This window comes from Streptomyces sp. NPDC054932 (genome assembly GCF_053610205.1).
Genome location: NZ_JBSGXU010000165.1, coordinates 1 through 18,419 on the forward strand (window position 1 = coordinate 1; position 18,419 = coordinate 18,419).

22 protein-coding genes are annotated in these 18,419 nt (G+C 71.4%); 7 read left to right on the plus strand and 15 right to left on the minus strand.

Annotated features, from left to right (window positions below):
* Positions 1 to 146: 146 nt before the first annotated feature.
* Entirely contained in the window at positions 147 to 1,319 is a 1,173-nt protein-coding gene (locus ACWGE1_RS31790; protein ID WP_453423910.1) for an epoxide hydrolase family protein, read from the plus strand.
* 53 nt (positions 1,320 to 1,372) lie between these two features.
* A complete protein-coding gene (locus ACWGE1_RS31795; RefSeq protein WP_453423911.1) occupies positions 1,373 to 1,879 on the plus strand; it encodes a DinB family protein in 507 nt (168 codons plus the stop codon).
* A gap of 191 nt (positions 1,880 to 2,070) precedes the next feature.
* Here ACWGE1_RS31795 and ACWGE1_RS31800 read toward each other — a convergent pair whose 3' ends face one another.
* On the minus strand, positions 2,071 to 2,568 hold the full coding sequence (locus ACWGE1_RS31800) for a C40 family peptidase (RefSeq protein ID WP_453423912.1): 498 nt from the start codon (positions 2,566 to 2,568) through the stop codon (positions 2,071 to 2,073).
* Between the two features lie 286 nt (positions 2,569 to 2,854).
* Here ACWGE1_RS31800 and ACWGE1_RS31805 point away from each other — a divergent pair, with 286 nt between their 5' ends.
* A complete protein-coding gene (locus tag ACWGE1_RS31805; RefSeq protein ID WP_453423913.1) occupies positions 2,855 to 3,898 on the plus strand; it encodes a S66 family peptidase in 1,044 nt (347 codons plus the stop codon).
* Here ACWGE1_RS31805 and ACWGE1_RS31810 read toward each other — a convergent pair.
* Positions 3,892 to 4,119: a hypothetical protein gene (locus ACWGE1_RS31810; RefSeq protein WP_453423914.1), complete on the minus strand. Its 228-nt coding sequence runs from the start codon at positions 4,117 to 4,119 to the stop codon at positions 3,892 to 3,894. The genes ACWGE1_RS31805 and ACWGE1_RS31810 overlap by 7 nt on opposite strands.
* Positions 4,120 to 4,237: 118 nt before the next feature.
* Here ACWGE1_RS31810 and ACWGE1_RS31815 point away from each other — a divergent pair, with 118 nt between their 5' ends.
* On the plus strand, positions 4,238 to 5,275 hold the full coding sequence (locus tag ACWGE1_RS31815) for a PucR family transcriptional regulator (protein ID WP_453423915.1): 1,038 nt from the start codon (positions 4,238 to 4,240) through the stop codon (positions 5,273 to 5,275).
* An 80-nt stretch (positions 5,276 to 5,355) separates the two neighbouring features.
* Here the strand turns inward: ACWGE1_RS31815 and ACWGE1_RS31820 are convergent, their stop codons facing one another.
* The 3 genes from ACWGE1_RS31820 to ACWGE1_RS31830 form a co-directional block, all read right to left on the minus strand.
* The gene (locus ACWGE1_RS31820) at positions 5,356 to 5,631 is read right to left on the minus strand and encodes a hypothetical protein (RefSeq protein WP_453423916.1); all 276 of its coding nucleotides are present in this window, start codon (positions 5,629 to 5,631) and stop codon (positions 5,356 to 5,358) included.
* A gap of 163 nt (positions 5,632 to 5,794) precedes the next feature.
* Positions 5,795 to 6,283, minus strand: a complete 489-nt coding sequence (locus ACWGE1_RS31825; RefSeq protein ID WP_453423917.1) for a lamin tail domain-containing protein — start codon at positions 6,281 to 6,283, stop codon at positions 5,795 to 5,797.
* Positions 6,284 to 6,680: 397 nt separating this feature from the next.
* Positions 6,681 to 7,580, minus strand: a complete 900-nt coding sequence (locus ACWGE1_RS31830; RefSeq protein ID WP_453423929.1) for an oxidoreductase — start codon at positions 7,578 to 7,580, stop codon at positions 6,681 to 6,683.
* A 318-nt stretch (positions 7,581 to 7,898) separates the two neighbouring features.
* Between ACWGE1_RS31830 and ACWGE1_RS31835 the strand changes: the two genes are divergently transcribed.
* Complete coding sequence (locus tag ACWGE1_RS31835; RefSeq protein WP_453423918.1) at positions 7,899 to 8,144, plus strand: DUF6296 family protein; 246 nt, start codon at positions 7,899 to 7,901, stop codon at positions 8,142 to 8,144.
* Between the two features lie 254 nt (positions 8,145 to 8,398).
* Positions 8,399 to 9,457, plus strand: a complete 1,059-nt coding sequence (locus ACWGE1_RS31840) for a sugar ABC transporter substrate-binding protein (RefSeq protein WP_453423930.1) — start codon at positions 8,399 to 8,401, stop codon at positions 9,455 to 9,457.
* An 18-nt stretch (positions 9,458 to 9,475) separates the two neighbouring features.
* Here the strand turns inward: ACWGE1_RS31840 and ACWGE1_RS31845 are convergent, their stop codons facing one another.
* The 7 genes from ACWGE1_RS31845 to ACWGE1_RS31875 form a co-directional block, all read right to left on the minus strand.
* Positions 9,476 to 10,669: a carboxylate-amine ligase gene (locus ACWGE1_RS31845; protein ID WP_453423919.1), complete on the minus strand. Its 1,194-nt coding sequence runs from the start codon at positions 10,667 to 10,669 to the stop codon at positions 9,476 to 9,478.
* A gap of 81 nt (positions 10,670 to 10,750) precedes the next feature.
* On the minus strand, positions 10,751 to 11,200 hold the full coding sequence (locus ACWGE1_RS31850) for an ATP-binding protein (protein ID WP_453423920.1): 450 nt from the start codon (positions 11,198 to 11,200) through the stop codon (positions 10,751 to 10,753).
* Positions 11,201 to 11,205: 5 nt separating this feature from the next.
* Entirely contained in the window at positions 11,206 to 11,577 is a 372-nt protein-coding gene (locus ACWGE1_RS31855) for an STAS domain-containing protein (protein WP_453423921.1), read from the minus strand.
* 88 nt (positions 11,578 to 11,665) lie between these two features.
* Positions 11,666 to 12,559, minus strand: coding sequence for a SigB/SigF/SigG family RNA polymerase sigma factor (locus ACWGE1_RS31860; protein WP_453423922.1), 894 nt, complete (start codon positions 12,557 to 12,559; stop codon positions 11,666 to 11,668).
* A 113-nt stretch (positions 12,560 to 12,672) separates the two neighbouring features.
* Positions 12,673 to 13,434, minus strand: a complete 762-nt coding sequence (locus ACWGE1_RS31865; RefSeq protein ID WP_453423923.1) for a metallophosphoesterase family protein — start codon at positions 13,432 to 13,434, stop codon at positions 12,673 to 12,675.
* Positions 13,431 to 13,685, minus strand: coding sequence for a hypothetical protein (locus ACWGE1_RS31870; RefSeq protein WP_453423924.1), 255 nt, complete (start codon positions 13,683 to 13,685; stop codon positions 13,431 to 13,433). Before ACWGE1_RS31870 ends, ACWGE1_RS31865 begins: the two co-directional genes overlap by 4 nt.
* Positions 13,682 to 14,338 carry a nucleotidyltransferase family protein gene (locus tag ACWGE1_RS31875; RefSeq protein ID WP_453423925.1) on the minus strand — a complete coding sequence of 219 codons (657 nt, stop codon included), beginning with the start codon at positions 14,336 to 14,338 and terminating at the stop codon, positions 13,682 to 13,684. Before ACWGE1_RS31875 ends, ACWGE1_RS31870 begins: the two co-directional genes overlap by 4 nt.
* Before the next feature lie 150 nt (positions 14,339 to 14,488).
* Between ACWGE1_RS31875 and ACWGE1_RS31880 the strand changes: the two genes are divergently transcribed.
* The gene (locus tag ACWGE1_RS31880; RefSeq protein WP_453423926.1) at positions 14,489 to 15,133 is read left to right on the plus strand and encodes a DJ-1/PfpI family protein; all 645 of its coding nucleotides are present in this window, start codon (positions 14,489 to 14,491) and stop codon (positions 15,131 to 15,133) included.
* A 47-nt stretch (positions 15,134 to 15,180) separates the two neighbouring features.
* Here ACWGE1_RS31880 and ACWGE1_RS31885 read toward each other — a convergent pair whose 3' ends face one another.
* From ACWGE1_RS31885 to ACWGE1_RS31895, 3 genes are read right to left on the minus strand one after another with little or no spacing between them, the layout of a single operon-like run.
* Positions 15,181 to 15,714, minus strand: coding sequence for a copper chaperone PCu(A)C (locus tag ACWGE1_RS31885; RefSeq protein WP_453423927.1), 534 nt, complete (start codon positions 15,712 to 15,714; stop codon positions 15,181 to 15,183).
* Complete coding sequence (locus ACWGE1_RS31890; RefSeq protein ID WP_453423931.1) at positions 15,711 to 17,951, minus strand: heavy metal translocating P-type ATPase; 2,241 nt, start codon at positions 17,949 to 17,951, stop codon at positions 15,711 to 15,713. Before ACWGE1_RS31890 ends, ACWGE1_RS31885 begins: the two co-directional genes overlap by 4 nt.
* Positions 17,952 to 18,001: 50 nt before the next feature.
* On the minus strand, positions 18,002 to 18,244 hold the full coding sequence (locus ACWGE1_RS31895) for a hypothetical protein (protein WP_453423928.1): 243 nt from the start codon (positions 18,242 to 18,244) through the stop codon (positions 18,002 to 18,004).
* Positions 18,245 to 18,419 lie beyond the last annotated feature (175 nt).

Consider the following 18,419-nt stretch of genomic DNA (forward strand, 5'->3'; position numbering starts at 1 on the left):
ACGGCACCTCGCCGCGTTGTCGAAGCGCGCGAGTACGAACAGGTACGAGCTGCGCCTCTCCGCCTTGCGATGCACCGCGCCGGACGCCGCGGGCCGCGCCCTCCGGGCGCCGGCGCTACTTTGCGGACACCCCCTAGCATGCGGTCATGAGTGATCTTGACGAGCGGTTGTGCGGCTTTCGGCTCGATGTGGATCAGGGGGAGCTGGACGACCTGCGGGAGCGGCTGGCGCGGGTGCGGTGGCCCGACGAGCTGCCCGGGGTCGGGTGGGCCTACGGGATGCCGCTCGAACGCATCCGGGAGCTCGTCCGGTACTGGAGCCAGGAGTACGACTGGCGGGCGGCCGAGGCCCGGCTCAACGAGTGGCCGCAGTTCACCACGGTCATCGACGGCGCGCGGGTGCACTTCGCGCACCTCCGCTCGCCCGAGCCGGACGCGACGCCGCTCCTGATGACCCACGGCTGGCCGGGGTCACCGGTGGAGTTCCAGCGCGTCGCCGGCCCGCTGACCGATCCCCGGGCGCACGGCGGCGATCCGACGGACGCCTTCCACCTGGTGCTCCCGAGCATCCCCGGCTTCGGACTGTCGGGGCCCACGACCGAGACGGGCTGGGAGTTCAAGCGGGTGGCGCGGGCCTTCGGCGTGCTGATGGAGCGGCTCGGGTACGCGTCGTACGGGGTGCAGGGCGGGGACTGGGGCGCCGCGATCTCGCGGGAACTCGGGCGGATCCGGCCGGAGCGCGTGACCGGAGTACACCTGAACCTGCTGCCCGGAGGCGGGGCCACGGCCGAGCCCCGGCCGCAGGAGCTGGCCGCGCTGTCCCCCGCGGAACGGGAGCGCACCCAGGCGTCCTGGGAGCGGTACCGGATCTGGGCCCGTGAGCGGCAGGGGTACGCCGACATCCAGGCGACCCGGCCGCAGACCCTCGCGTACGCGCTCAACGACTCGCCCGTCGGGCTGCTCGCCTGGATCGCGGAGAAGTTCGACGAGTGGAGCGATCCCGCATGCGCCGTGGACCGGGACCAGATGCTGACCAATGTGATGCTGTACTGGCTCACCGGAACGGCCGGCAGCGCGGCCCGCATCTACTACGAGCGGGCGCACGCCGCGTACGCCGGCGGTCCCCCCGAGGTCTCGAGCACCCCGACCGCACTGGCCGACTTCCCCCGGGACAACTTCATCCCGCTGCGCCACATCGCCGCGCGCACCGACACCGTCGTGCGCTGGACCTCGTACGACCGGGGCGGCCACTTCCCCGCCATGGAGGTGCCGGAGCTGCTGGTGGGGGACATCCGCGCCTTCTTCCGGCAGCTGCGCTGACCGGCACTGAAAACGCGGTGGGGCGGGCCGGCACCGGATGGGATGATCACCCGGTGATCGACGAACAGAGGACCAGGCCCGTTCTGGTGGGCGACGAGCGTGCCACGCTGACCAGCATCCTGCAGTGGCAGCGCGACACCCTGATGATGAAGTGCGCGGGCCTGGACGAGGAACAGCTGCGGATGAGGGCGGTGCCCCCGTCCGGACTGAGCCTGCTCGGGCTGGTGCGCCATCTCGCGGAGGTGGAGCGCGGGTGGTTCCGCAACGTCCTGGCCGGTGAGGACGTGCGCGGCTATTTCCCGAAGAACGAGGCGGGGGAGTGGACGGAGTTCCACGTCGAGGACGCGGACGTGGCCGACTCGTTCAGGATCTGGGAGGAGACGTGCGAGCGCTCACGGGCGATCGTGGCCGCCGCCGAGTCCCTCGACGTGACGGGGGACTTCGGCGACCAGCCCTACTCACTGCACTACATCCTGACCCACATGATCGAGGAGTACGCCCGCCACAACGGGCACGCGGACCTGCTGCGCGAGGCGATCGACGGCACGACCGGGGAATGACCCGGCCCCGGCCCCGGCCCGCCCTGGCCGCCCGTCTCCGGCCGGGGGCGGACGCATGAGTGCTCCCGGACCCGCCGGCGCGGGGCCGTCATGACTGCTGCCGGGGCAGCGGGGCGCAACCGGACTGCTCTCCTTTCCCGTTGGCCCGGTCACCTCCGCGCTCGGCGGCCATCGGTTGCGGACCGGCCGGATCAGGTGGCTCGCCCATAGCGGACCGCCGAGCTCCAGATCCGCTCCAGACGTACGCGGGTGCCGGGGCGCGGGGCGTGCCAGATCCGGTCGTCGCCGGCGTAGATACCGACGTGGGTCATGGTCGCGCCGCTGGGGAAGAAGACCAGGTCCCCGGCCGCGCGATCGGCCTCGGGGATGTGGCGGGTGTGCTCGTACTGCTGGTCGGCGGTGCGTGGTAGCCGTTTGCCCGCCTTCTTGAAGGCGTAGAGGGTGAGCCCCGAGCAGTCGAAGCGTTTGGGGCCGGTGGCGCCGTAGGCATACGGCGAGCCCTGTTTGGAGGCGGCCACCGCGACGGCTCTGGCGCCATAGGGGGCGGCGGCGTGCGCCGGGTCTGCGGGGCCGGTCAGTACGGCGGCCGTGAGCAGCAGCAGGGAGAGGGCGGCGCGGGCTCTGGGGCAACAGCACGTGGGGAGAAGGTCCTTGGGGACCTTTCGGAAGTCGGTCCTGAAGCAGGGCATCGTGACACCTCCGCAATCGGTTGGCAGGTAACGTCAGATCAGTGGTCGGGGTCCTGTTCTCGGTCGCATGCGCCATGGCTCTGACGGCGGACCAGTTTTCTCCGACGTGATGCGCCGAACAGCATCGGACACAGTCTCATTTATCTCGATTTTGTGTTCGATTCGAGATGATAGGAAGGGATGATCGCCATACCGACACGCCCGTAGACGTCGGTCCGCCGTGTCGGCGCCGACTCTCCCCGTACGGTTTTGTGAGGCCGGACTCGCCAACTTCTATGATCATCGGATGACGGATCCTCGTTACCCCACGAAACCCCGCCCCGGAGACCCGGTCGCGGTGCTGTCGCCCTCGTCCGGCCTTCCCGGCCTGTTCCCGCTCCCCTTCGAGTCGGGGCTGCGCAGGATTGAGGACGACTTCGGGCTGAAGCCGGTGGAATACCCGACCACCCGGACGATGGGTGCGACGCCCGAGGAGCGGGCCGCGGACATCCACGCGGCCTTCGCGGACCCCGACATCAAGGCAGTGATCGCCAGCATCGGCGGCGACGACCAGATCACCGTCCTGCCCCACCTCGACCGGGACCTCCTGCGGGCCAACCCCAAGCCGTTCTTCGGCTACAGCGACAACACCAACCTGCTTCTGTTCCTGCGGAACTTGGGCATCGTCGGCTACCACGGCGGTTCGGTCATGGTCGAGTTCGGGCGGCCCGGCGCGATGCACCCCTCGACCGCCGCCTCCCTCCGGGCGGCGCTGTTCACCCACGGCGAGTATGAACTCACCGCGGCGAGCACCTACGGGGACGTCAACGGCCCCTGGGAGGACCCGCACACCTTCGCCTCCGAGCCGCACATGGAACCCGCCGACGGCTGGTCCTGGCACAACGGCGACCAGGTCGTCGAAGGCATCGGCTGGGGCGGCAACCTGGAGATCATCTCCTGGATGCTGATGGCCGACCGTGAACTGCAGCCGGTCGATTCCCATGCCGGGAACGTGCTGTTCCTGGAGACCTCCGAGGAAATGCCGCGCGCCGAAGAGGTCTACCGGATCCTGCGGAGCATGGGCGAACGCGGACTGCTGCAGCAGTTCCCCGCACTGCTCATGGGCCGGGCGAAGAGCTGGTCGTTCGAGAAGCGGCTCGACGCCGCGGACAAGGCGCACTTCCGGCTGCAGCAGCGGGAAGCCGTCCTGCGGGTCCTGCGGGAGTACGCCCCCGACACCATGGTGGTGTTCGACGTCGACCTCGGTCACACCGACCCGCAGCTCGTGGTCCCCGTCGGAGGCCGCATCCGGGTGGACGGTCCGGCCCGCCGGATCGTCGTCACCTACTGAGCCGGGATCAGCGGTCGTTCGGCGCGGTGGGCGGCCCGCGAGCCGGTGGTACGGGCCACGCAACAGCGTGGTCCGACGCGGAAGCCGGACAGGTCACCGGCGGAGCGCAGCGCCCCGAACACAGCGACCGCCGCCCCGAAGGCGATCAGCCAGGGCCAGGCGTCCGCCGGAGTGCTCCCGTGCCCCGGGCTCCCGAGGAGCGCCCTCAGCACGGGTTCCATGCCGGCCACCCTCGGCGCCCGCCCGCCGCCGGAGCATCCGCCAACTGTCGCGCATCGCACCAGGACAGCGCGCCGACCGGCGCTTCTGCTCCCCGCCGCGGCGCCCTATCCTCCTGGTATGGAGGCACTGGCCGTACGACTGTCAGGACTGGATCCGTACGTCGACGGCGCGATCCGCATCATCGCCTTCTTCGACACGCTGATGCGCAGGCGAGTGGACCTCCCGGCGCTCGCCCGCTCCTCGGCCGGCCTCGCCGAGTGCGTGGCCGGGATCCGGCTCCACGGCACGGGGCGCACGATCCGCGTCTCGCCCGACGGCGGACGGGCCCCCGACCCGCAGGCACCCGCGACCACCACCGCGCCGATCACGCTCGACGAGGAGGAGATCGGCGACGTGTGGCTGGAGCGCCCCGGCCCGCCCACTCCACTCGACGACGTCCTCCTCGACCGGCTCGCCATCGCCGCCGCGGCAGCCGTGGAACGGTACGGACCGGCCCGCACCACCATGGCCGACCCCGCTCTCGTCGAACTGGCCATCAGCCCCGACGGCGACGAGGCCGCCCGGACGCGGGCGCTGCGCCTCCTGGGCTTCACCGCCGACCCGCCGGTCCATGCCGTCGCCGTGCGCTCGGACCTCCCGCTCGACCGGATCGGCTCCCTGCTCTGTCCCGCCCGCCCCGTGAAAGCGGCATCCCTCGCCGGCGTGGGCGTCATCCTGGCCACCACCGTGGACCCCGCCCGGATCCCGGCCGGCGTACGCGCGGGCATCGGCGCCGCCGAGGGCCCGGCACGTTCCTGGCAGCAGGCCCGCACCGCCCTGCGTTTCACCACGGCACGCCGGCCGGTCGTCCACCACGCGGAGTTGGGGGCGTCGGCGCTGCTGGCCCGGGTCCCCCGGGACACCGTGCGGGAGAACGCCGACGTGGCCGCGGTCGCCCGAATCGCCGCGGGCGACCCCGAGGACCTGGAGACCCTGGACACCTACTGCGCCACGGGTTCCCTGCGCCGGGCCGCCGACCTCCTGCACCTGCACCACAGCAGCGTCGCACGCCGGCTCGACCGGATCGCGAAGACGCTGGGCATCGACATCACCACACCCACGGGACTGGTCCGGGCCTCCCTCGCCCTCACCGCCTGGCGGCTGCTCGACGACTGACGAGGCCCCCTCACGCGGAGCGGCGTGCCGAGGCCGCGCGCTGGTGCCGCGCGCCGTGTCCCGACCGGCGCCGGGTCCTCCTACGAAGTGCCGCAGGCGGCCGCAACCGCGGCCCGGGGAGCGATCCGCATCCGGTCCTGCGCGTACTCCACCGTCTCGCCCGGCAGGATCAGCAGCCCCGGTTCCCCGTCCTGGCACGCGCCGCCGATCCGCTGCACCTGCACCGCCGGGCCCAGCCCGCCGGCCATGAACACCGTCGGGTCCACCTCCCAGCCGTGCACGGCCAGCCACAGCTCCAGCGCCTCTGTGTCCCGGGCCTCCGCGCCGCGCGGCCAATCGAACGTCGTGCTCCCCATCCCTGCCCCCTGTAGGTGGTCGGATCACCGCCGTAGATCCTGCCACCCCCCTCTGACAGTCGCCGCCCAATATCGAGGGGTGGGACGATACTCACGCGGACGCCCGCACCCCCCCGGCTTGCGGGGGAGTGCGGGCGCCGGCGAGTCCCGGTGACTGCCGGGGTCAGCCGTTGCGGTGGTGGCGGCGGCCGTTCCAGGAGTCGCTGTCGATGACGTTGCCGCGGTTGTCGCGGAGGGTGGCGGTGTCGCGCTCGTCCCAGATCTGGTGGCGGCGGTCCTGGTAGACGTCGTGGCGGGTGTCGCGGCCCTGGCCGGTGTGGACCTTGACGCTGGAGCGGCCGTCCAGGCGGAAGTCCGCGAAGCGGTAGCGGTTGCCCTGGCGGTCGGTGAGGGTGAAGCCGCGCAGGTTGACGGCCCTGCGGCCGGTGTTCTTCACCTCGACCCACTCACGGTTCAGCGCGCGGGCGGAGCGGTCGCCGCGGCCGGCGGTTCCGTACTGGACATCGCTGATGACGAGCGAGGACTGCGGGGCCCGGTGGTCTCGGTCGCGCCGGTGGTCGTCGGCGGTGGCCGGGAGGGCGGCGGCACCGACGAGGGCTCCTGCGGCCAGGAACGCGGCGACGACCCGGCGGGTGGCGAGAGAAGCAGACATGAAGATGACCCCTTCAACAGACAGCGGCCCCGCCCCGCTCGTTCACGGGGGTGGGCTCCGAACAGTTCCCGGCGTCCTGCCGAGGAGCCACACTCTGGCCCCCAAGCAGCATCAAACGCCACCAATTCGGGGCGTGTTGCGAAATGCGGATCTATCGGTGACTCTCGCTTGTAGTGGACACACGTCAACATCGCGCTGACGTGAACCGCGTGAGCGCGCGAAACGAGCCTTGGCAGGCCCGGAGACGGAGGCATTCCCAAGCGGACGCCCAACCTCCGCGACACCCTCCGGCCCTGCTCCGAACGGGTTCAGGGTCGTGTAACGGCTGTTCCTACCGTTTCTTCGCACACGCTCACGTGCATGGTTCTGGTGTTCTGCCGCCGCAGGCCCGTCTACGTCAGGGCGCGGAACGGCTGATCGAATCGAGCGGCCGGAGATCCTCCTCCGACAGGCGCAGTGCGCCCGCTGCCACGTTGTCCGCGAGGTGATCCGGGTTGCCGGTTCCGGGGATGGCCAGTACGTGGGCGCCCTGCTGCAGGATCCAGGCGAGCCGCACCTGCGCCGGTGACGCACCGTGCGTCCGGGCGACCGCGCGGACCTCTTCGTGCTCGGACCGGACGGCGCCGGCCTCGCGCCCCTCTCCGGCGATGGAGAAGAAGGGCACGAAGGCGATGCCGTCCGCAGCGCAGGCGCGGAGCATCTCCTTCCCGGCGCGGGAGTCGATTCCGTAGGGGTTCTGCACGCAGACGACCGGTGCGATCGCCCGGGCCTGGGCCAGGTGCTCCAGGTGGGCGTTGGAGATGCCGAGGTGGCGGACGAGTCCGGAGTCGCGCAGTTCGGACAGGGCGCCGAAGTGCTCGCTGACGGAGTCCTGGCCCATGATGCGGAGGTTCACCACGTCGAGGTGGTCGCGACCGAGCTGGCGCAGGTTCTCCTCGACCTGACCCCGCAGCTGGTCCGGCCGGGCCGACTCGGCCCACGAGCCGGAGGCGTCCCGGGCCGGGCCGACCTTGGTGGAGATGACGAGGTCGTCCGCATACGGCGCCAGCGCCGAGCTGATCAGCTCATTGGCGGAACGCAGTCGGGAGAAGTAGAAGGCGGCGGTGTCGATGTGGTTGACGCCCAGCTCGACGGCCCGGCGCAGTACGGCGATGACCCGGTCGCGGTCGCTGGGTACGCCCTCGTGGAAGGCGGCGCTGCCGGTCAGGCGCATGGCGCCGAAGCCCATCCGGTTGACCGTGAGGTCGCCGAGCACCCAGGTGCCCGAGGCTGCCGCGGAGACCGTGCGCGACGTCATCTGATTCATCAGCTCCATCCGATCGACCGGCACCCCGAGGTGGTGCGGGGCGCGGTGGGTCCTGGAGTATGCGCAGGTCACGGGTGCTGCGGAAAGGCGCGCAGCGGTGGAGGAAGATCACAACGAGACAGGGAATCCCGCATCTGCACGGAGCGTTACTCCTACGGACGCTTTCCCCGGCCCCGTGCCCGGAACTGCCCGGCCGTTCCCGGTCGCCGCGAGGGCGGTCGCCCGGCTCTGCCTGATAATGGCATTGAGGGGCATTCGCGTATTGGTGGACCCATCCGCCCGAATTCATCGGGCGCAGAGGAGGCCGGAATGGGACGGGACAGCACGTACGAGTTGGTATTCGCCGGCCCTGACCATGCCGTTCCGGGGGGCGAGGAATCGGTCCTCGTGCACCGTACCGACCGGGCCGGCCCGGGAGGCCATCCCATTTACGCCGACGACACCGGGATCGTGCAGGCGGAGATCAGCGACCAGGGCGACGTGCGCATGATCGCGACCGGCGGTCACCAGTCGCCCGCCTCACGGGTGAGGGTCCGTCCCGCACCCAGTGCGTGACGTTCCCTTTTGGTTCATAAGTTGAACTGTTGCGGCGGGGGCAATGGTCCTGAATTTATCCGGATAGGCCTGAATGTGCGATTGCGGACGGTGATGGCAACGTTGCCATCACGTTAATAATTCACTTCTTGACGCTGGTGTGACTGCCGAGTTGACTGCCCCTACCTCGGCCGCAAGGACACGGCCTCGTCAGGGAGGTTTACATCGTGAACGCACATCTGGGTCGTGCCGCTGTTGCTGTCGCCGTTTCCGCGATGACCGTCTCGCTCGCCGCTTGCGGCAGCGGGGAGGACGCCGACGGAAGACCGGGCGGCTCCCTCAAGGATGACGCGATCAAGATCGGCCTCCTGCTTCCGGAGGACCAGACCGCGCGTTACGAGAACTTCGACAAGCCGCTGATCGAGAAGGAAGTCGGAAAGCTCACCCGCGGCAAGGGCAAAGTGGTGTACGCCAATGCCCGGCAGGACGCGACCGCCCAGAACGCCCAGGTCGACGCGATGATCAAAGCCAAGGTGAACGCCCTGATCATCGACGCCGTGGACGCCAAGGCGATCGCGGGGGCGGTCAAGCGGGCGAAGGACGCCGGTATCCCGGTCATCGCCTACGACCGGCTGGCGGAGGGCCCGATCGACGCGTACACCTCCTTCGACAACGAGGACGTGGGCAGGGTCCAGGGCAAGGCGCTGCTGGAGGCGCTGGGCGACAAGGCCAGGGACGGCCAGATCGTCATGGTGAACGGCTCGCTCACCGACCCGAACGCCAAGCAGTTCAAGTCCGGTGCGCACTCCGTCCTCGACGGCAAGGTGAGCGTCGGCAAGGAGTACGACACGGTCGAGTGGAAGCCGGAGAACGCCAACGCCAACATGACGGCCGCGCTCTCGGCGCTCGGCAAGGGCCGGATCGCAGGCGTGTACTCCGCCAACGACGGCATGGCGGGCGGCATCATCACCGCCCTCAAGGCCGCCGGCGTCTCCCCGCTTCCCCCGGTCACCGGGCAGGACGCCGAACTCGCCAGTGTGCAGCGGATCGTGGCGGGCGACCAGTACATGACGGTGTACAAGCGGTACGCCCCCGAGGCCGCGGCCGCCGCGGAGATGGCCGTCGCCCTCGCCAAGGGCCAGAAGATCGACGGGCTCATCAACCAGATCGTCGACAGCCCGACCACCAAGCGCATACCGGCGGTGCTCGTCCCCGGTGTCGCGCTGACCAGGAACAACGTCAAGACCACGGTGGTCGATGACGGCATCTACACGATCGCCGAGATCTGCACCGACAGGCTCCGGGCGGCCTGCGACGAAATCGGCCTGAAGTAGGCGGACCGGCTCCGGGACTCAGGCGCAAGAGGTCAGATCGGCCAGGTGGTCGACCACGTCCCGGAGGCGGCCCGTACGACGGACGACGGCACGCTGGCGGGCCGCTCCGGTGCCCTTCCTGCGGAGCGCGTCGAGGAGGCGGTGGACCTCCGGCTCGTCGCCCGCCGCCCGGAGCCCCGGGCTGGCCGCCCTGACCAGGGCGGCCACCTGGACCTGGGACGGTACGAGCTCGCCGGTGAAGGGATCGAGGGCGAACCCGGTGGGGCCGTACCGGGCGGCGTGCCGGTGCGCGTCACGCAGCCGCGCCACGGAGACGTCGGGCGGCGGCCGGCCCTCGGCGGCCGCGCCGAGGAATGTGGCACACAGGCCGCGCAGGAGCAGCGCCACGAGGAGCGTGGTGTCGAGGTCGGCACTGGTGTCCGCGACGCGGAACTCGATGGTCGGCTGGTGCTCGGACGGGCGCGCGAACCAGTAGATCATCCGGCGGTCCATGAGGACGCCCGAGGCCACCAGGGCCTCCGCGGTCCTCTCGTACGAGGCGGAGTCCAGCAGCGGAGCGGGGCCCGCGGTCGGCCAGCGGCCGAATTCCAGGGCCCGCCAGCTCGCGAAGCCGGTGTCCAGTCCGCCGGCGAACGGAGAGTTCACGGCGAGGGCCTGGAGGGCGGGGAGCCACGGGCGTACGCGGTTGGCCAGGAACAGGGCCTCGGCACGGTCGGCGGTGCCGACGTGGATGTGGCAGCCGCACACGATGCCCAGCCTGCCGTCGACGAGGGCGTCGAAGTGCCGGGCCATGCGGCGGTAGCGAGGGGTGTCGGTCACCGGGATCGGATCCGTGGGCGGTACCACGGGGGTGCCGGAGGCGACGAGCAGGCAGTCCGAGGCGTGTGCCGCGTCGCTGACGGCGGCCCGCAGGAAGCGGAGCTGCTCACGCAGGTCGCTGGCGCCGGTGGTGGGCCGGGTGCAGACCTCGACCATGCAGCGGTAGAACTCCGTCTGCACCAGTTCACCGAGCGCGTGCGAAGCCGTGTCGATCACGTGGCCGGCGCGCGCCACCGGAGCCCTGGTCAGCCGGTCGACGAGGAGGAACTCCTCCTCCACCCCCACGGTCGACACCACCGGTCGGCCGCTCGTGGCGAGGGCCGCTGCCGGGCCGCGCCCCGGGCGGCGGCCCGGGGCTCCGGCAGAAAGACTGCGCGGCTCGGTGGCGGTCATGTGTGGGGTCTACCCCGAAAGCGCCCCTGCAACAGCCGGCCGCACCCGCGATCCTGCGATTCAGCGTTTCCGCGCGGCCGGTCATCCGGGAACGCGGATCCCCGGCGGACACGGCACTTCGCACCAGACACGCTTGCCGTCCGCCCCCGGTTCGGAACCCCAGTCCCTGGCCAGGCGTTCCACGATCAGCAGCCCGTGACCGCCCGGCTGCGCGCGTGCGCCCGGCCCCGATGCCGGTACGCGCACCGGCGGGGCCGGGTTGCCGTCAGTGACCTCGATCCGCAGCCGCTCCGCCGAGCAGTCCAGGACGAGTGCGCGAGGTCCTCCGCCGTGCAGACAGGCGTTGGCCACCACCTCGGACACGAGCAGCAACACGTCGTCGGCGGCCTCGCGGCTGCTTTCCCCCGTCCCCGGCAACCAGCGCCAGGCGGTCAGGGCCCGGCGGGTGAAGTCACGGCTGCGCGAGACGACGTCGGTGGTACCGGACAGCACCAGGCGCCAGGTCCGGTCGGACGGCCCCTGCTGCTCCATGGCGCTCAGGCTCCTCCACCTCGTGTCGTCCTCAGTGCTTGTGGCACATCACGGTGGACGGGGAACACACCGTCCGCACCTGTGATCCGGAACATGCGGGCCACAGGACCGTGCAAGCCGACCAGTTCGAGGCTGGCTCCCGTCTCCTGCGCCGCCAGCCGACTGGTCAGCAGCACGTTCAGTCCGGTGGAATCACAGAATCCGAGCCCCGCCAGGTCGATCAGCAGCCGACGGCCCGGGGCGAGTGCCGTATCGAGGGCCTCCCGCAGCGGCTGCGCCGTGTCGTGGTCCAGTTCCCCCGCGAGCGCGAGGACGACGGCTCCGTCCACGGCCTCCACCGCGACGGTGAAGCGTTCGCTCTCCGCTTCCGGCACCATCCGGCATCACCCTTCCGTCGTGCTCTTGTGCACCTGCCCGGGTTCCGGCGCAATATGCCTGCCGGTCCCGGACGGACGGTGGAGTGCCTCAGGCCGGAGCGGATTGCGGCTCCTCGGCGAGCAACCCCTCCCGCAGCCGCCCCAGGATGCGGTTGAGCAGCCTGGAGACGTGCATCTGCGACATCCCCAGGCGCTCGCCGATCTCGGCCTGGGTCAGCTCCTCCCCGAAGCGGAGGGCAAGGATCGCCCGGTCCCGTTCGCTCAGCTCCTCCAGCAGCGGTTTGAGCGATTCCAGGTCCTCGACCGTCTCGAAGCGGCTCTCCTCGATGCCGAGGCCGCGGGCCAGCGAGCCGGGCGCGGGGTCCTCCTCCGTCACGGGGAGGTCGAGCGAGAGGCTGGTGAAGCCGTTGGCCGCGAGCCGGCCCTCGCAGACCTCCTCCGCGGTGATGTCCAGCCGCTCGGCGAGTTCCTTCGCACTCGGAGCGTGTCCCAGCTCCTGCTCCAGGGCGTCGTTCGCCTTGGCCAGGTCGATGCGCAGCTCCTGCAGCCGGCGCGGTACGCGGACGGCCCAGGTCGTGTCACGGAAGTACCGCTTGATCTCGCCCACGATGGTGGGCAGGGCGAACGACATGAACTCGAATCCGCGCTCCGGGTCGAACCTGTTGATGGCCTTGATCAGGCCGATGGTGCCGACCTGCATGACGTCTTCCCAGGGCGCGCTGCAGTGACGGACGCGCGTGGCCGCGTACTTGACCATGCTCAGATTCAGCTCGACCAGGGTGTTGCGCACGTACGAGTACTCCGCGGTCCCCTCGTCCAGTTCGCGCAGCCGCCGGAAGAGCGTCACCGACAGATCGTGCGCGTCCGCCGTGCTCACGGACTGCGGATCGCGGATCTCGGGAGTCCCGGGGGTCCCGGACGGGTCCGGACGTGCGTCCCGCTGCGTCGCGGGAGCGGCCTGGTTACTGAGCGTGGTAGGCATGAGCCCTCCTCGGGTCCCTCAAGCCCCCTACCCACATCCCGATGGATTGAATCTGTGCACGTCGTGGCCATGTGTCATTCTTCGTGATCTCGTGGCCGGCTCGCTGCGAGGCACTATGGTAGTGACGTTCGGTGACCATTCGGTGGGGAGTCGTCAGGGGTGAGCTGGTAGACGGCGAAGGCCCGGTCGATGACCGGCATTGCGACGTTGCGCACCCTCACTCCGCCCGCCGTCGTCCCGTGTTCCGTGCCCAGGTGGGCATGGCCGTGGACGGCGAGATCCGCGCCGGCCTCGTCGACCGCCTCCGCGAGCAGATAGCTCCCGAGGAACGGATAGATCTCGGGAGGCTCGCCCGCCAGCGTGTCCGCCACGGGGGAGAAGTGGGTGAGCGCGATGCGCAGGTCACTGCCCGCGTCGGCGAGTTCTCGCAGCGATCGCGCGAGTTCCTCCGCGCAGCGCCGGGTGTACCGGATGAACGCCTTCATCTCGGGTTCGCCGAACTCGCTGCCGCAGCGCCCCGCGAAGCCACCGCCGAAGCCCTTCGTCCCGGCGACACCGACCTTCGCGCCGTCGACGTCCACCAGTACGCCATCGCCTTCCAGGACCCGCACCCCTGCCTCGGCCAGCACGCGGGTGACGGCCGTCTGCCGGCCGCTCTGGTAGTCGTGATTGCCGAGTACCGCGATCACCGGCACCGGGAGCAGGGCCACCTCCCCGGCCACGACGTGAGCTTCCTGCGGGGTGCCGTGGCGGGTCAGGTCGCCCGCGAGCAGCAGCAGGTCCGCACGGTCTCCGAGCGTCTCGAAGGCCGGGCGCAACAGGCCTTCGCTCCCGGGGCCGAGATGGATGTCGCCGACGGCCGCCACGCGGATCACGGCAGTACCTCCGAGCGGTCGGGCGGGTTCGGACAGCACACCGTGATGTCCTCGCGCCAGGGGACGCCCACGAGCTCCTCCGCCGTGATGCGCAGGACCTCCACCCGGCACTCGTCGCTGCTCACGCCGCCCCGTACCAGTACGCCCGCGCCGCGCGCCTCGATCCGGACGCCGAGCTCGGCGATCTCCTCGCGTGCCAGGCGTTCCCGCAGGTGTTCGATGCGGTATTCGATGAGATCGGTCGACGTCACGGCGTCGCCTCCCAGGGGTCGGTGATCTGAAGCCGTTCGAGCAGGTACAGGAACGCGTCGGGCAGCGGGGCGGACCGGTGGGCCCGGTTCAGCCGGTCCCAGTCGATCTGCTCCCGCAGCATCCGGGCCATCGGCAGCAGGTCGCCGAAGTCGCAGTAGTGCTCGCAGAGCGCGGTGAGCCGGGCGTCCATGAGGTCGGTGGGTGCCAGCACCGGCATCCACACCGAGTCCACCGGCCGTACCACGGCCCGTTCCAGCAGCGCGGTGTTCACCGGACGCCGGGCGAGCTCGAAGATCAGGTCGATCTCCTCCCCACCTGCCCGGCCCTTCACCAGCCAGTCCTCGGGGGCCCGGCGCATGGCGATGCCGCCGTCCTCCAGCGCCCTGACCACGGTGTCCGCGTCCTCGGGCCGGACGCAGAAGTCGGTGTCGTGCTGGAAGCCGGCCGGCACTCCGTGTGCGAAGGCGGCGACGCTGCCGGCGAGTGCGAACGGCTGCCCCGACGCCTTCAGGAGTGCGGCCACGCGCTTGGTGGTCTCCAGGATCGCCTGGGTGTGGTCGTGCGGCAGGCTCCCGTCCCCGCCGTTGTCCCCCGGGAGCGGGGCTGCGGGCCGGACGGCGGTTTCCGGCGGAGAGGGAGGGAGTTTTCTCACGGTGTGCCTCACTCGGAGCGCTGGACCTCTGCGATGACGCGGCTACCCGGTCGATCCCGGTTGATGCCGACCGTCCGCGGGAGCCACGCGGCTCGGGCCACCGGAACGCCGGTTTTGCAGGCGTTCGGGTACGGGCCGATGGTGGGAAGCATGGACCCTTCGCACACGCTGCGCGTGCATGTCGTGATGTTCGACGGGGTGGAGGAGCTCGATTTCGCCGCGCCCTACGAGGTGTTCTGCGCGGCCCGGTTCTTCACGGGCCGTGAGGTCGAGGTCCGCTACGTCACCGCCTCGCGTCCGGGTGTGGTCCGTGCCGCCTACGGCACACGAGTGCACGTCGACCACGGCTGGGCCCCGCGCGAGACGGACATCCTCCTCGTACCCGGCGGGGGATACGCCCGCCCCGACGGCCCCGGTGTCCGGGCCGAGATCCGCAGCGGGGTACTGCCGCAGAAGCTCGCGGCGGCGGTACGTCCCGGCCTCACGGTCAGTGCGGTCTGTACGGGCACCATGCTGCTGGCCGCCGCCGGGCTGACCGGGAACCGCCCCTGCACCACCCATCACATGGCACGGCCCGAGCTGGCGAAGCAGGGCGGGCTGGTCAAGAACGCCCGGGTGGTGGACGACGGCGATCTGGTCACGGCCGGCGGCATCACCTCCGGGCTGGACCTGGCCCTGTGGCTCGTCCGCCGGGAACTCGGCGCCGACGCGGCGACCGGTGTGGAGGCCAGGCTGGAGTACGAGGCCCGCGGCACGGTGTGGACGCGGCCGGCCGCCGGGCGGCAGGAGCAGTAGGAAGCAGGACGAGGGGGGTGGGGCGGACCGGCGGGCCCGGCAGCGGGTCAGCTGCCGGGCCGGACCACCACCGCCACCACCGGCACCGGAGGACTGTGCCGGAAGTGGAGGACGAACGGCACGATGTCGCCCGCCTGCCAGGGGCTCTTCGTGCGGGTCCGTGCCATCACGCTCACGTCGAAGGGGGACATGGCGAGGGTGCCGCCCGCGGGCACCTCGACCGCGCCCGTCATCCTCATGCTGTCCGCCCCGAGGCCGGAGCTCTCGTGCCGGCTCAGCATCGCCTCCTCGACGGCGGGCGAGGTGACCCCCGTCAACTGGTCCTGCGCGCCACCGATGTTGGTGATCTCGAAGAAGGCGGCCGTGTCCTGGCTGTTGCCGTAGGGAAGGAAGATGCGCCCGTTGCCCGCGGCGATCCGCGGCGGGGTGCCCGCGGCGCCGGACGAGGTCCAGAGCGTCAGACCGGTCAGCGCCACCGCACAGGCGACCACCGGGACGATCGCGGCACGCAGCCCCTCGCGCACGCGTCGGCGGTCGGGGAGCCGGCTGCCCCAGGTCCTCGCCACAGATGATCGCGTCATCGCCCCGTCCCTCCCGCACGGCCCTTCGTACCCGCCCGGCGTGCCCGCGGCGCGGGCTGCCAGGTACGCAATCGGAGACTGTTGCCCACCACCATCAGGGAACTGACCGACATCGCGGCGGCCGCGACCATCGGGTTGAGCAGTCCCACCGCTGCCAGCGGCACGGTGACGACGTTGTATCCGAAGGCCCAGACGAGGTTGGCCCGGATCGTCGAGAGGGTCCGCCTGGCCAGTCGGACGGCGTCGGCGACCGCCTCGATGTCGCCGCGCACCAGCGTGACGTCGGCCGCGCCGATGGCCACGTCCGTTCCGCTCCCCATGGCGATGCCGAGGTCGGCCTCTGCCAGGGCGCCGGCGTCGTTCACCCCGTCGCCGATCACCGCGACCCGGCACCCCTGACCGCGCAACTCCCGTACGAGCCGTGCCTTGTCCTCGGGTGAACAGTGGGAGTGCACGTCCGTGATCCCGAGCGCGGAGGCGACCCGGGACGCGGTGGCCCCGCGGTCGCCGGTGGCCAGTACCGGCTCCACCCCCAGGCGCCGCAGCCCGTCGACGGCCCGGTAGCTGCCGGGGCGCAGGACGTCCCCGAGGGAGATCAGGGCCTGGTCGGCGCCGTCCACCCGTACCAGGACCGGCGTGTGCGCGGCCGCCCCCGCCTCGGCCAGTGCCCTGTCCAGCGCCGGGTGCAGATCCGGGCCGGCGGCCCGGACCTCCACGCGGTGGCCCTCCACCACCCCCGTCACACCGATGCCCGCGGTGGCCCGGAAGCCGCTCACCTCGCCGGGCGGGAGCCGGCGCAGTTCCTGCCGGGAGTACACGACCACGGCGCGGCCCAGCGGGTGCTCGGAGCCCTGTTCCACCGCCGCGGCCAGCCACAGGGCCCGGTCCCTCCCGATCCCGTCGGGTACGGGTGTCACGCGCGCGACGGTCATCCGGCCGGTCGTCAGCGTGCCGGTCTTGTCCAGGACCACGGTGTCGACGTGACGCAGGGTTTCCAGGGCCTGGGGGCCGCTCACCAGCAGACCCAGCTGCGCGCCCCGTCCCGTGGCCGCCAGCAGGGCGGTGGGGGTGGCCAGCCCCAGCGCGCAGGGACAGGCCACGACCAGGACGGCCACACAGGCCGTGACGGCTGCTTGCGGATCGGCCCCGGCACCGAGCCAGAAGCCGAGAACGGTGACGGCCAGGGCCAGCACCACCGGGACGAAGACGCCCGCCACCGTGTCCGCCAGGCGCTGGGCCCGGGCCTTGCCGGCCTGCGCCTCGGTGACCAGGTGCGTGATGCGGGCGAGCCGGGTGTCCGCGCCGACCGCGGTGGCCCGGACGATCAGCAGGCCGCCCGCGTTGACCGCACCTCCGACCACCGGCTGACCGGGACCCACCTCGACGGGTTCGCTCTCGCCGGTGACCAGGGAAAGGTCGACGGCCGAACCACCGGAGGCCACCACGCCGTCCGTCGCGACCCGCTCGCCCGGCCGGACGATGAACTCCTGCCCCACGCGCAACTGCTCGATCGGGACGAGCCGCTCGCGCCCGTCCTCCCGTACGGTCACGTCCTTGGCGGCCAGCCCGGCGAGCGAGCGCAGTGCCTCGCCCGTGCCGCGCCGGGCCCGGGATTCGAGGAAACGCCCGGTCAGCACGAACAGCGGCACACCGACCGCGGCCTCCAGGTAGATGTGTGCCACCTCCCCGCCGGCCGAGGGCAGCAGGCTGAACGGCATCCGCATCCCCGGATCGCCCGCCCCGCCCAGGAACAGCGCGTACGCCGACCAGGAGAAGGAAGCGAGCACGCCCAGCGAGACCAGGGTGTCCATCGTCGCCGCGGCATGCCGCAGCCCGCGGGCCGCCCGGGCGTGGAACGTCCACGCGCCCCAGACGGCGACCGGCGCGGCCAGCACGAAGCACAGCCACTGCCAGTTGCGGAACTGCAGCGAGGGCACCATCGACAGCACCAGAACCGGAACGGACAGCAGGGCGGTGATCAGCAGCCGCTGCACCTCCTCACGGCCGTCGGAACCCTCGGTCTGCGGCGATGGTGTCCGGTCTTCCGCGGGCGTGGGCGGCGTGGGCGGTTCGGCGCTGTAGCCCGCCCTCTCGATCGCCGCCACGAGCTCCTCGGTCGTCACGTCCGGCGGATGACTCACCCGCGCCCGCCCGGTGGCGAGGTTGACCGTGGCGCTCACGCCCTCGATCTTCGCCAGCCGCTTCTCGACCCGGTTCACACAGGCCGCGCAGGTCATGCCGCCCACGACCAGATCGGTGGTCGTCGCCACCTCCGTCCGCTCCGCCGTCACCGCGTGCCACCCGTACCGCCGGTGTGCCCGTGCGGTCGTCCCGGGTCGCCGTCGAGTCCCGGGGTGTCGACCTCGGTGGAGCGCATGCCGGGAGCGACCGGGCCGGCACCGGCGCCCACCCCGTACGCCACGGTGAACATCACTATGAGGAGCGCCAGGAAGCCGAAGAGAGCGGGCGGCGGCGCCCACCGCTTCAGAGCGGTGATCACCAGGGTCGGGTACTCAAGCCGGTCCGTCATCGTCACTCCGGATTCTTGTACTCGGTTCCAGACGGACGAGGCGCCGCCCACCGGCGGCCCGGGACGGCGCTCTCTCCGGCGAGGTAGTCGCACGGATGCGGAAGGAAGTTCCCGCGACTTCTGAATCAACGGGCAGGGGCCGGGGCGGAGGTCACAGGGCCGGACCCTTATGGAC

What these genes read in the sequence shown, in the direction of transcription:
- ACWGE1_RS31790 (WP_453423910.1), top strand. Translation starts at nt 147, where the DNA reads ATGAGTGATCTTGACGAGCGGTTGTGCGGCTTTCGGCTCGATGTGGAT.
- ACWGE1_RS31800 (WP_453423912.1), bottom strand. Translation starts at nt 2,568, where the DNA reads ATGCCCTGCTTCAGGACCGACTTCCGAAAGGTCCCCAAGGACCTTCTC.
- ACWGE1_RS31805 (WP_453423913.1), top strand. Translation starts at nt 2,855, where the DNA reads ATGACGGATCCTCGTTACCCCACGAAACCCCGCCCCGGAGACCCGGTC.
- ACWGE1_RS31810 (WP_453423914.1), bottom strand. Translation starts at nt 4,119, where the DNA reads ATGGAACCCGTGCTGAGGGCGCTCCTCGGGAGCCCGGGGCACGGGAGC.
- ACWGE1_RS31815 (WP_453423915.1), top strand. Translation starts at nt 4,238, where the DNA reads ATGGAGGCACTGGCCGTACGACTGTCAGGACTGGATCCGTACGTCGAC.
- ACWGE1_RS31820 (WP_453423916.1), bottom strand. Translation starts at nt 5,631, where the DNA reads ATGGGGAGCACGACGTTCGATTGGCCGCGCGGCGCGGAGGCCCGGGAC.
- ACWGE1_RS31825 (WP_453423917.1), bottom strand. Translation starts at nt 6,283, where the DNA reads ATGTCTGCTTCTCTCGCCACCCGCCGGGTCGTCGCCGCGTTCCTGGCC.
- ACWGE1_RS31830 (WP_453423929.1), bottom strand. Translation starts at nt 7,580, where the DNA reads ATGACGTCGCGCACGGTCTCCGCGGCAGCCTCGGGCACCTGGGTGCTC.
- ACWGE1_RS31835 (WP_453423918.1), top strand. Translation starts at nt 7,899, where the DNA reads ATGGGACGGGACAGCACGTACGAGTTGGTATTCGCCGGCCCTGACCAT.
- ACWGE1_RS31840 (WP_453423930.1), top strand. Translation starts at nt 8,399, where the DNA reads ATGACCGTCTCGCTCGCCGCTTGCGGCAGCGGGGAGGACGCCGACGGA.
- ACWGE1_RS31845 (WP_453423919.1), bottom strand. Translation starts at nt 10,669, where the DNA reads ATGACCGCCACCGAGCCGCGCAGTCTTTCTGCCGGAGCCCCGGGCCGC.
- ACWGE1_RS31850 (WP_453423920.1), bottom strand. Translation starts at nt 11,200, where the DNA reads ATGGAGCAGCAGGGGCCGTCCGACCGGACCTGGCGCCTGGTGCTGTCC.
- ACWGE1_RS31855 (WP_453423921.1), bottom strand. Translation starts at nt 11,577, where the DNA reads ATGGTGCCGGAAGCGGAGAGCGAACGCTTCACCGTCGCGGTGGAGGCC.
- ACWGE1_RS31860 (WP_453423922.1), bottom strand. Translation starts at nt 12,559, where the DNA reads ATGCCTACCACGCTCAGTAACCAGGCCGCTCCCGCGACGCAGCGGGAC.
- ACWGE1_RS31880 (WP_453423926.1), top strand. Translation starts at nt 14,489, where the DNA reads ATGGACCCTTCGCACACGCTGCGCGTGCATGTCGTGATGTTCGACGGG.
- ACWGE1_RS31885 (WP_453423927.1), bottom strand. Translation starts at nt 15,714, where the DNA reads ATGACGCGATCATCTGTGGCGAGGACCTGGGGCAGCCGGCTCCCCGAC.
- ACWGE1_RS31890 (WP_453423931.1), bottom strand. Translation starts at nt 17,951, where the DNA reads ATGACCTGCGCGGCCTGTGTGAACCGGGTCGAGAAGCGGCTGGCGAAG.
- ACWGE1_RS31895 (WP_453423928.1), bottom strand. Translation starts at nt 18,244, where the DNA reads ATGACGGACCGGCTTGAGTACCCGACCCTGGTGATCACCGCTCTGAAG.